The organism is Streptomyces sp. NPDC059371 (assembly GCF_042751995.1).
In the GTDB taxonomy this organism is placed as follows: domain Bacteria; phylum Actinomycetota; class Actinomycetes; order Streptomycetales; family Streptomycetaceae; genus Streptomyces.
In genome coordinates, this window is sequence record NZ_JBHYXD010000115.1 from 17,976 (window position 1) to 28,554 (window position 10,579).

A 10,579-nucleotide genomic window follows, 5' to 3' on the forward strand; every position below is an offset into this window, starting at 1 on the left:
GCATGTCGCGGACACGCGGCGATGTTCGCTTTGCGCGGAATTTTCGGGTCACCCACCCGAGTGACCCGTGTGGGATCGATCACAAGGACGATTTTCGGTCCATCTACTCTCCGTGATCATGTGAACTGCCGGAAAGCCGGGAAAATCCGGGTTTTCGGGGGTCCTCATCACGGGAAGTACACGGTGGGGCGCCTTTGAAGTGCGGCCCCGGGACCGTGTACGGTCCGCATCGCCATCCAAGCCGACCACTCTTGATGAGTCCGGTTGGGTGTCGATTGAGTAACAGACCTTGATGTGAGGCAAAATCTCCGCCTCGGGTCGGGCACAAGTCCGGCCTCTCACGCGTTACGTGCGCTGGAGACACCGCAGACACCCAGAGGGGGAGAGCGACAATGGCAACGGATTACGACACCCCGCGCAAGACCGACGACGACGTCGACTCGGACAGCCTTGAAGAACTGAAGGCTCGCCGGAACGACAAGTCGACCTCGTCCGTCGACGTAGATGAGTTCGAGGCCGCGGAAGGCCTGGAACTGCCCGGTGCGGACCTCTCGAACGAGGAGCTGGCCGTCCGGGTCCTGCCGAAGCAGCAGGACGAGTTCACCTGCATGAGCTGCTTCCTGGTGCACCACCGCAGCCAGCTGGCCCGCGAGAAGAACGGTCAGCCGATCTGCCGCGACTGCGACTGAGGCAGGGTCGGCCGTGAACGGCTCGACCCCACCTTGGAAGCGCCGCCTCCCCTCCAGGGCGGCGGACGAAGGGCTCTCCAAGGGCCCTGAAGGCGTGCGTGACGACGAGCGGGGCTCTTCCGAACAGGGATCAGCCTCGCTCGACCGAGCGGCCGCCACAGACGGCCTGACGGCCCCCACGGACGGTTCCTCGCCCGTGGCGAGGCGTCGTGTGGAGGCTGTCCGGGACGGGGTCAAGAGGGGCGTCACGAGGAGCGGCGTCCGTGCCAGGGCGGGCCTCGCGTATGTCACCGACCGCATCATCGACATCGCCCCACGGGTGCCCGTACGGGACCTGGCCACCCTCCGCGGACAGTTCCCGGGCCTCGGCCCCGAGGAACTCGCGGACAAGCTCGTCGCGGGCGCCGCCGCCGCGACGTCCACCGTCGGCGCCGGCATCGGCGCCGCCGCGATGCTGCCGGTGCCGCCCGCCATGCCCACGGAGCTGGCCGCCGAGATCACCGCCGTCGCCGCGATCGAGCTGAAGCTGATCGCCGAACTCCACGAGGTCTACGGCCTGCGTCCGCAGGGCAACCTCAAGCAGCGCAGCACGGCCTATCTGCACTCCTGGTCGGGCGAGCGCGGTATCGACGTGGCCAAGCCCATGACGATCAATGCCGCGCTGGGCGGCCAGATGAAGCGCGAGCTGCGCCAGCAGATCATGAAGCGGACGGTCCGGGACCTGCCCAACCTGATGCCGTTCATGGTCGGAGCGGCCGTGGGCGCGGTCATGAACCGCCGCGACACCAAGCGCGTGGCCGGTCACATCCGCAAGGACCTGCGCAAGATGCAGGTGCCGTGGGACGCGCTCCCGCAACTGCCGCCGCTGGAGAAGCCGACGGACCCGGTGCGGATCGGAGAGATCCCGACGGACCTGGGGGAGTGACGCCTACGCGCGGGCGCCGGCGCGCCAGTGCCCGCGCACGCGCCCGGCGGGCCGTGCCCGTCGCCGGTCGCTCGGGCGCCCGCCGCGGGCAGTCTCAGCTCTCCGCGGAGGGGACCGACTCGCGTGCCGTCTTCAGGGCGGCGGCCAGACGCTCCGGCTCCCGGGTCGACAAGTACAGGTAGGGCGTCGGGTCCGCCGGATCCGTGACCTGGACGCGCAGCGCGGTGGGGATGTACGACCGCAGGAGCATGAAGGCGCGGGTGTCGGCCTTGTAGGTGCGCCAGGCGCTCGCTTCCTCCGGGTCCATGATCTCCGCGTCGCCGAGGGCCGAGACCGGGATCCGGGCGTCCCCGGCGATCAGAGCGTCACCGACCACACGGATGCGGATCGAGCCGTACGCGCTGGCCGCGACCGCCGCGACGGCGGTGCCGCCGACGAGCGCTCCGAGCATCGGCAGGGTGCCGAACGGGAGGAAGATCAGGGCCATCGCGAGCCCGACCAGGAAGCTGATCACCCACCACGACCGGGGTGCGGTGAGGCGTTCTTCGTACGGGGAGGCCGAGAGCTGCATGACGTCAAGCTTGGCACGGTGCGAAGACTTGATGGACGCGCGGGTAAGGTCTGCGGCTGTGAGTGGTACTTCCGCAGCTCTGACGCCTCCCGCCGACGCCGTAGCGCCGGTGCGGCACCCCGACGCGCCCGCCCCCGGAGAGCTCCTCGGAGCACACTACGAACACTGTTTCGGGTGCGGCGGAGCGCAGCCCCACGGGCTCCATCTGGAGGCCCGCGCGGGCGAGGGCGTCACGATCTCGGCGGAGTTCACCGTGCGCACCGTCCACCAGGGCGCACCGGGCCTCGCGCACGGCGGCGTTCTCGCCACCGCGCTCGACGAGACGCTCGGCTCGCTGAACTGGCTGCTGCGGACGATCGCGGTGACCGGACGCCTGGAGACCGACTTCCTGCGCCCCGTCCCCGTCGATACCGTCCTGTATCTGGAGGCCGAGGTCACCGCGGTGGCCGGCCGGAAGATCTACTGCACCGCCACCGGGCGGATCGGCGGCCCCGACGGCCCCGTCGCCGTCCGCGCGGACGCCCTCTTCGTCGAGGTGAAGGTCGACCACTTCATCGACAACGGCCGCCCGGAGGAGATCCGCGCGGCGATGAACGACCCGGACCAGATCCGGCGAGCCCGTGCCTTCGAGGTGAACCCATGACCAATAGCCCCGGGGCCGACGAGCCCCGCCCGGAAGTCCCCGTGATGATCAGGCGCGTCGATCTGGAAGTCCCGCTTCCCGAGTACGCGCACCCCGGTGACGCCGGAGCCGATCTGCGCACCACCGAGAGCCGCGAGCTGAAGCCCGGTGAACGGGCGGTGCTGCCGACGGGCGTGGCCATCGCGCTGCCCGAGGGGTACGCGGCCTTCGTGCACCCTCGCTCGGGCCTGGCCGCCCGCTGCGGCGTCGCCCTCGTGAATGCCCCGGGGACGGTGGATGCCGGGTACCGTGGGGAGATCAAGGTGATCGTGGTGAATCTCGATCCGCGCGAGTCGGTGCGGTTCGAGCGCTTCGACCGGATTGCTCAACTGGTCGTCCAGCAGGTCGAGAAGGTTCGCTTCCAGGAGGTCGCGGAACTTCCCGATTCGGCGCGGGCCGCAGGGGGCTTCGGGTCCACCGGCGGCCATGCCGCTGTGGACAGCACAACGGGTGGGAATCGATACGCTTCGGTCGTATCCGACCGGGAAGGACAGTGACGTGTTCGGACGTCGCAAGAAGGGCAGTGCCGCCGAGGACGCGGCGGGCGAGGCCGAGCAGGTCGTCGACAGCGTCGACACTGAGGCGGACGAGGACGTGCAGCGTGGGCGCGTGAGGCTCGAGCCGGAGCCGCGCCCCGACGGGCCCTGGGACAGTTCGGAGGTCCGTGATCCGGCCGAGGGCCGGGTGGACCTCGGTGGCCTGTTCGTGCCCGGAGTCGACGGCATGGAGCTGCGGGTCGAGGTCGCGGGCGACGCGATCGTCGCGGCGACCGTGGTCGTCAACGACAGCGCCGTGCAGCTCCAGGCTTTCGCCGCTCCCAAGCGCGAGGGCATCTGGGGCGAGGTGCGCGAGGAGATCGCCTCCGGGATCACCCAGCAGGGCGGTGTCATCGACGAGGTCGAGGGGCCGCTGGGCTGGGAGCTGCGGGCGCAGGTACCGGTCCAGCTCCCGGACGGCACGGGTGGTTTCCAGGTCGTGCGGTTCGTCGGAGTGGACGGCCCCCGCTGGTTCCTGCGGGGAGTGATCTCCGGGCAGGGCGCGGTGCAGCCGCAGGCCGCGGGTCTGCTGGAGCAGATCTTCCGGGACACGGTCGTCGTCCGCGGAGAGGGCCCGATGGCCCCCCGCGACCCGATCGTCCTGAAGCTGCCGAACGACGCGCAGATGGTCCCCGAAGGTGTTCAGCAGGAGGACCAGAGCGGCTCCCGTTTCTCCGGCGGCATGGGACAGCTCCAGCGCGGACCGGAGATCACCGAAGTCCGCTAGACGGACAAAGGTCCGGACAACGGCCCGACAAGGGCCGGACAAGGGCCGGACGAAGAATCGGGCAGACAGAAGGGCCGCACCCCCAGGGGCGCGGCCCTTTCCCGTGCGCGGGCTCGCCGGACCCCGGCACACGGGCTCGTCCGGCCCCGTGCGCGGATCTCCGAGAGCGGTGGTGCGCCCCGGCCTCATCGCATTCCCGTATGTGAACGACGGTTGAGCAGCGGCTCTTTCTTCAGGTCTTGACGGAAGCCTGGTCCGTACCTATGGTCACCGGCCAGCGCACCATGTTCAGCATCCCGTGTGTAGTTCACATACAAGAATGGATGGCTCTGCATGTCCGACACCCCCACTCGGCATCGCCGCCGACGGCGTCCGGCCTTCCTCGTCACCGTCGCCGCCGCGACCACCGCACTCGTCGGCACCCTCCTGTCCTGGCCGGGCGCGCACCCGGCCGACGCGGCGCCCGCCACCTTCGTCCACCCCGGAGTCACCGTCTCCAAGGGACAGCTCGACTTCGCCCGTACCGAGGTCCTGGCCGGCGCCCAGCCCTGGAAGGGTGCCTACGACCAGATGACGGCGAGCAAGTACGCCTCGCTCACGCGCACCCCCACACCCCGCGCGACCGTCGAGTGCGGCTCGTACTCCAACCCCAATTACGGCTGCACGGACGAGCGCGAGGACGCGATCGCCGCGTACACCGACGCCCTCGCCTGGTACATCACACGCGACGACCGGTACGCCAAGAAGGCCATCGAGCTGATGGACGCCTGGTCCGCGGTGATCAAGTCCCACACCAACAGCAACGCGCCGCTGCAGACCGGCTGGGCGGGCTCCTCCTGGCCCAAGGCCGCCGAGATCATCAAGTACACGTACACCGGCTCCTGGGCCAACTCCGGCCGCTTCGCGAGCATGCTGCGCGACGTCTACCTGCCCGAGATCATCAACGGCTCCAACTCCAACGGGAACTGGGAGCTGTCGATGATGGAGGCCGCGGTCGGCATCTCCGTCTTCCTCGAGGACAAGACGTCGTACGACAAGGCCATGGCGAAGTTCCGGACGCGCACCGCGGCGTACGTCTACCTCTCCACCGACGGCGCCGCGCCGAAGACCGTGCCGAGCCAGAACCTCGACACCACAGCGAAGATCGTCGGCTACTGGCAGGGACAGTCCACCTTCGTCACCGGGCTCACCCAGGAGACCTGCCGCGACTTCACCCACACCGGCTACGGCATCTCGGCCATCTCGCACGTCGCCGAGACCAGCCGCATCCAGGGACAGGACCTGTACGGCACCGACGTCGGCGAACGGCTCCGCCAGGCGCTCGGCTTCCAGTCGAAGTACCAGCTCGGTACGGCCGTGCCGAGCTGGTTGTGCGGCGGCTCGCTGAACCTCGGGCTCGGCCCGGTCACCGAGGTCGGCCACAACGCCCTGCACAACCGCCTGGGCATCGCGATGACCAACACCCAGGCACTCACCCAGCAGAACCGCCCGGCCGGCAGCAACAACCTCTTCGTGGCGTGGGAGACGCTGACGCACGGTGACAATCCCGCGTGAACCGAATCCGGGGTCCCGTCCGATGAGGGGATGAGGGACCGGGCGTCCGGCCGGGACGCCGGCGCCCGGTCCACCGGGGGATCACGGGGATCACGGGGAGAGAACATGAGCCAGACCGAGACCGGCACCACCGCTGTGACCAGCGCCACCGCGCGTAGGTCACTACAGCGCGGGGCATCAGAGTTGCGTCAAAGACGTTCCCCGGCGGGCCGCTCGTCCCCTTTGCCGGGAATCCTGGCCGTAAGGTCGACGCTGCGTACACAGCGGTGACAGGAAGACAATAGGCTCATGGGACGCGGCAAGCTTCGGATCTACCTCGGTGCGGCTCCGGGCGTGGGCAAGACCTACGCGATGCTGTCCGAGGCGCATCGCCGCATGGAACGCGGTACGGACTGCGTGGTGGCGTTCGTCGAGCACCATCACCGGCCTCGCACCGAGGTGATGCTGCACGGCCTGGAGCAGGTGCCGCGCAGGGAGCTGGAGTACCGGGGCGGCGTCTTCAGCGAGATGGACGTGGACGCCGTGCTCCGCCGCGCCCCGGCCGTCGCCCTGGTGGACGAACTGGCGCACACGAACGTGCCCGGCTCCCGCAACGCCAAGCGCTGGCAGGACGTGGAGGAACTGCTGGCCGCCGGCATCGACGTCGTCTCCACCGTCAACATCCAGCACCTGGAGTCACTGGGTGACGTCGTCGAGTCGATAACGGGTGTGCGGCAGCGCGAGACCGTGCCGGACGAGGTGGTGCGGCGGGCGGACCAGATCGAGCTGGTCGACATGTCGCCGCCCGCGCTGCGCCGCCGGATGGCCCACGGCAACATCTACAAGCCCGACAAGGTCGACGCGGCCCTGTCCAACTACTTCCGTCCGGGCAACCTCACGGCCCTGCGCGAGCTGGCGCTGCTGTGGGTCGCCGACCGGGTCGACGAATACCTGACGGAGTACCGCAGCGAACACCGGGTCTCCAAGATCTGGGGATCGCGGGAGCGGATCGTCGTCGGGCTGACCGGCGGCCCGGAAGGGCGGACGCTGATCCGGCGTGCGGCGCGACTGGCCGAGAAGGGTGCGGGCGGCGAGGTCATGGCCGTCTACATCGCCCGCAGCGACGGCCTCACCTCCGCCTCGCCCAAGGAGCTGGCCGTCCAGCGAACCCTGGCCGAGGACCTCGGCGGCACCTTCCACCACGTGGTCGGCGACGACATCCCCGCCTCCCTGCTGGACTTCGCGCGCGGGGTCAACGCCACCCAGATCGTGCTCGGCTCCTCCCGCCGCAAGACCTGGCAGTACGTCTTCGGTCCGGGCGTCGGCGCCACGGTTGCCCGGGAGTCCGGCCCCGACCTGGACGTCCACATCGTCACCCACGAAGAGGTCGCCAAGGGGCGCGGTCTGCCGGTGGCGCGCGGAGCACGGCTCGGGCGCTCCCGGATCATCTGGGGCTGGGCGATCGGCATCGGCGGCCCCGTGGCCATGGCCCTGCTGCTCAACACCATCGACCTCGGCCTCGCCAACGACATGCTGCTGTTCCTGGCGGTCACGGTCGCGGCCGCCCTGCTCGGCGGGTTGCTCCCGGCCCTGGCCTCGGCCGCGTTCGGCTCGCTGCTGCTGAACTACTTCTACACACCGCCCCTGCACCGGCTGACCGTCGCCGACCCGAAGAACATCGTCGCCATCGTGATCTTCGTGGGCGTCGCCGTCTCCGTGGCGTCGGTGGTGGATCTGGCGGCCCGGCGTACGCACCAGGCGGCGCGGCTCCGGGCCGAGTCGGAGATCCTCTCCTTCCTGGCGGGCAGCGTGCTGCGCGGCGAGACCAGCCTGGAAGCCCTGCTGGAGCGCGTCCGGGAGACCTTCGGGATGGAATCGGTCGCCCTCCTGGAGCGCGCGGGCGACGTCGACCCGTGGACGTGCGCGGGCAGTGCCGGGCCGGCGCCCGCGACCCGCCCCGAGGACGCCGACGTCGACATGCCGGTCGGCGACCACATGGCGCTCGCCCTCTCCGGACGGGTCCTGCCCGCCTCCGACCGCCGGGTGCTGGCCGCCTTCGCCGCGCAGGCCGTGGTGGTCCTCGACCGCCAGCGCCTCCAGTACGAGGCGGACCAGGCCAAGGAGCTGGCCGAGGGCAACCGCATCCGCACCGCCCTGCTGGCCGCGGTGAGCCACGACCTGCGCACCCCGCTCGCCGGGATCAAGGCGGCGGTCTCGTCCCTGCGCTCCGACGACGTGGCCTGGTCCGACGAGGACCAGGCCGAGCTCCTCGAAGGCATCGAGGACGGCGCCGACCGTCTCGACCACCTGGTGGGCAACCTGCTGGACATGTCCCGGCTCCAGACCGGCACGGTCACTCCGCTGATCCGGGAGATCGACCTGGACGAGGTCGTCCCGATGGCACTCGGCGGCGTCCCCGAGGACAGCGTGGACCTGGAGATCCCGGAGAGCCTGCCGATGGTCGCCGTCGACTCCGGACTCCTGGAGCGCGCCGTCGCCAACCTCGTCGAGAACGCCGTCAAGTACAGCCCCGTCGACGAACGGGTCCTGGTCGCCGCGAGCGCCATCGCCGACCGCGTGGAGGTACGCGTGATGGACCGCGGTCCCGGCGTCCCGGACGAGGCCAAGGACCGGATATTCGCGCCCTTCCAGCGCTACGGCGACGCCCCGCGCGGCACCGGAGTGGGCCTCGGCCTCGCGGTCGCCCGCGGCTTCGCCGAGGCGATGGGCGGCACCCTCAACGCCGAGGACACCCCCGGCGGAGGACTCACCATGGTGCTCACGGTGCGGGCGGTGGACCGCCGTCCCGACCTGGCAGCCCGAACAGCGGTAGCGGAAAGGCAGGCTTCATGACCCGGGTCCTCGTGGTCGACGACGAGCCGCAGATCACCCGAGCCCTCGTGATCAACCTGAAGGCACGCAAGTACGAGGTCGACGCGGCCCCCGACGGAGCCACCGCGCTCCAGCTCGCAGCCGCCCGTCACCCCGACGTCGTCGTGCTCGACCTCGGCCTGCCCGACATGGACGGCGTCGAAGTGATCAAGGGGCTGCGCGGCTGGACCCGGGTGCCGATCCTGGTGCTGTCCGCCCGGCACTCCTCGGACGAGAAGGTCGAGGCCCTCGACGCGGGCGCCGACGACTACGTCACCAAGCCCTTCGGCATGGACGAACTGCTCGCCAGGCTGCGCGCCGCCGTCCGCCGCGCGGAGCCCACCGGGGGCGGCGAGGACGACGTGATCGTGGAGACCGCCGGCTTCACCGTCGATCTGGCGGCGAAAAAGGTGCACCGCGACGGGCGGGACGTCCGGCTCACCCCCACCGAGTGGCATCTGCTGGACGTGCTGGTCCGCAACTCCGGCCGGCTCGTCGGGCAGAAGCAACTGCTCCAGGAGGTCTGGGGCCCGTCCTACGGGACGGAGACGAACTATCTGCGGGTCTACATGGCTCAGCTCCGCCGCAAGCTGGAGGTGGACCCCTCGCACCCGAAGCACTTCATCACCGAGCCGGGGATGGGCTACAGGTTCGAACGGTGACGCGGTCATCCCCCGTCGATCGTCTGTGCGAGCCACGGCGGTCGCCCGATCGAGCGCGGTCCGCGGCCGGTTCGGGCGGCCGTGCCGCGGGTACGAAGCTGTCGGCGCCCCCCGGTACGCTTTCGGTATGAGTGCTGTTCCTCGTTCCCAAAAGCCGGCGGGACGCTTCCGGCGCATGATGGACCGGCTCTCCTCGTCCCAGGAGGACCTGGAGTCCGAGGAGCTGCGGGAGGACACGGCGACCGCGGGCTGTACCCGTATCGGTGACTGCCACGACCGGCAGATCGTCACGGTTACTGGTACCTTGCGCACGGTCACTCTGCGGCCGAGAGCCGGTGTCCCGGCTCTGGAGGCCGAGCTGTTCGACGGCTCGGCCGCCCTGGACGTGGTCTGGCTCGGCCGCCGTTCCATCGTCGGCATCGAGCCCGGACGCAAGCTGATCGCCTCGGGCCGTATCTCGATGAGCCGGGGCCGTAGGGTGTTGTTCAATCCGAAGTACGAACTCAGACCCCTCGGACGGGAGTAGCCGGTGACGTCGCTCGACAAGCCGACCGAAGACGCCCAGGACGCCCAGCAGGATGCACGGGCGGTGACCGAGGCCGCACTCTTCGAGGCGTTCGGCGGCGTGCGCGGCATGGTCGAGACCGTGGTGCCGGGCCTGCTCTTCGTCACCATCTTCACGATCAACAAGAACCTGCACTGGGCGGCGATCGCAGCCCTCGCGGTGTCCCTGCTGCTCGTCGTGGTCCGCCTGGTGCGGCGCGACACCGTGAAGCACGCCTTCAGCGGGGTCTTCGGCGTCGCCTTCGGCGTGGTCTTCGCGATGATGACGGGCAACGCGAAGGACTTCTACCTGCCGGGCATGCTCTACACGCTCGGTCTCGCCATCGCCTACATCGTGACCACCCTCGCGGGTGTCCCGCTGATCGGTCTGATGCTCGGCCCGGTCTTCAAGGAGAACCTCTCCTGGCGCACCCGCAACCCCGGTCGGAAGCAGGCCTACACGAAGGCCAGTTGGGCCTGGGGCCTGATCATGCTCGCCAAGTGCGCGGTGCTCTTCCCGCTCTACTGGTGGGCCGACACCGCGCAGTTCGGCTGGGTTCTGATCGCTCTGAAGATCCCGCCGTTCCTGCTCGCCGTCTGGCTCACCTGGGTCTTCCTGGCCAAGGCGCCGCCGCCCATCGACGTGTTCGCCGAGATGGAGGCCGAGGAGCAGGCGGAGAAGGAGCGCAAGGCCGTTCTCGCCCAGGAGCGCGGCGACGCTCCGGCCCCGGCCAGGCACCGCCGCGAGGCGTGAGTCCGGCAGCGCCGAGGACGCCTCCGGGCGACTGAGCGCGAGACGACGAAGCGCGAACCGCGATACGACGGAGGGGGCGCCCGGAG

At 70.1% G+C, this 10,579-nt stretch carries 11 protein-coding genes; 10 read left to right on the plus strand and 1 reads right to left on the minus strand.

Annotated elements, in window-relative coordinates; translation table 11 throughout:
* Window positions 1–392: 392 nt before the first annotated feature.
* Complete coding sequence (locus tag ACFXGX_RS37700; RefSeq protein ID WP_003997302.1) at window positions 393–689, plus strand: DUF4193 domain-containing protein; 297 nt, start codon at window positions 393–395, stop codon at window positions 687–689.
* Window positions 690–702: 13 nt separating this feature from the next.
* Window positions 703–1,614, plus strand: coding sequence for a hypothetical protein (locus tag ACFXGX_RS37705; RefSeq protein WP_384801137.1), 912 nt, complete (start codon window positions 703–705; stop codon window positions 1,612–1,614).
* Between the two features lie 94 nt (window positions 1,615–1,708).
* On the opposite strand, the gene ACFXGX_RS37710 is transcribed toward ACFXGX_RS37705, so the two are convergent.
* Window positions 1,709–2,185: a DUF3093 domain-containing protein gene (locus tag ACFXGX_RS37710; RefSeq protein WP_384801140.1), complete on the minus strand. Its 477-nt coding sequence runs from the start codon at window positions 2,183–2,185 to the stop codon at window positions 1,709–1,711.
* Window positions 2,186–2,243: 58 nt separating this feature from the next.
* On the opposite strand from ACFXGX_RS37710, the gene ACFXGX_RS37715 reads away from it, so the two are divergent.
* From ACFXGX_RS37715 to ACFXGX_RS37750, 8 genes are all read left to right on the plus strand, one after another.
* Window positions 2,244–2,828, plus strand: coding sequence for a PaaI family thioesterase (locus ACFXGX_RS37715; RefSeq protein ID WP_384801143.1), 585 nt, complete (start codon window positions 2,244–2,246; stop codon window positions 2,826–2,828).
* Window positions 2,825–3,364: a dUTP diphosphatase gene (dut, locus tag ACFXGX_RS37720; RefSeq protein ID WP_384801146.1), complete on the plus strand. Its 540-nt coding sequence runs from the start codon at window positions 2,825–2,827 to the stop codon at window positions 3,362–3,364. Before ACFXGX_RS37715 ends, dut begins: the two co-directional genes overlap by 4 nt.
* 1 nt (window position 3,365) lies before the next feature.
* Complete coding sequence (locus tag ACFXGX_RS37725; RefSeq protein WP_384801149.1) at window positions 3,366–4,130, plus strand: DUF3710 domain-containing protein; 765 nt, start codon at window positions 3,366–3,368, stop codon at window positions 4,128–4,130.
* A gap of 333 nt (window positions 4,131–4,463) precedes the next feature.
* Window positions 4,464–5,684 (plus strand): alginate lyase family protein, encoded by a 1,221-nt coding sequence (locus tag ACFXGX_RS37730; protein ID WP_384801152.1) that lies wholly within the window; start codon window positions 4,464–4,466, stop codon window positions 5,682–5,684.
* A 288-nt stretch (window positions 5,685–5,972) separates the two neighbouring features.
* Window positions 5,973–8,516: an ATP-binding protein gene (locus tag ACFXGX_RS37735; RefSeq protein WP_384801154.1), complete on the plus strand. Its 2,544-nt coding sequence runs from the start codon at window positions 5,973–5,975 to the stop codon at window positions 8,514–8,516.
* A complete protein-coding gene (locus tag ACFXGX_RS37740; RefSeq protein ID WP_355766462.1) occupies window positions 8,513–9,196 on the plus strand; it encodes a response regulator in 684 nt (227 codons plus the stop codon). Before ACFXGX_RS37735 ends, ACFXGX_RS37740 begins: the two co-directional genes overlap by 4 nt.
* 127 nt (window positions 9,197–9,323) lie before the next feature.
* Window positions 9,324–9,722: an OB-fold nucleic acid binding domain-containing protein gene (locus ACFXGX_RS37745; protein WP_384801158.1), complete on the plus strand. Its 399-nt coding sequence runs from the start codon at window positions 9,324–9,326 to the stop codon at window positions 9,720–9,722.
* A 3-nt stretch (window positions 9,723–9,725) separates the two neighbouring features.
* Window positions 9,726–10,493: a DUF3159 domain-containing protein gene (locus ACFXGX_RS37750; RefSeq protein WP_384801161.1), complete on the plus strand. Its 768-nt coding sequence runs from the start codon at window positions 9,726–9,728 to the stop codon at window positions 10,491–10,493.
* Window positions 10,494–10,579 lie beyond the last annotated feature (86 nt).

Coding starts and splice junctions, on each gene's coding strand:
- ACFXGX_RS37735 (WP_384801154.1), top strand. CDS start 5,973: ATGGGACGCGGCAAGCTTCGGATCTACCTCGGTGCGGCTCCGGGCGTG.
- ACFXGX_RS37745 (WP_384801158.1), top strand. CDS start 9,324: ATGAGTGCTGTTCCTCGTTCCCAAAAGCCGGCGGGACGCTTCCGGCGC.
- ACFXGX_RS37740 (WP_355766462.1), top strand. CDS start 8,513: ATGACCCGGGTCCTCGTGGTCGACGACGAGCCGCAGATCACCCGAGCC.
- ACFXGX_RS37710 (WP_384801140.1), bottom strand. CDS start 2,185: ATGCAGCTCTCGGCCTCCCCGTACGAAGAACGCCTCACCGCACCCCGG.
- dut (WP_384801146.1), top strand. CDS start 2,825: ATGACCAATAGCCCCGGGGCCGACGAGCCCCGCCCGGAAGTCCCCGTG.
- ACFXGX_RS37700 (WP_003997302.1), top strand. CDS start 393: ATGGCAACGGATTACGACACCCCGCGCAAGACCGACGACGACGTCGAC.
- ACFXGX_RS37730 (WP_384801152.1), top strand. CDS start 4,464: ATGTCCGACACCCCCACTCGGCATCGCCGCCGACGGCGTCCGGCCTTC.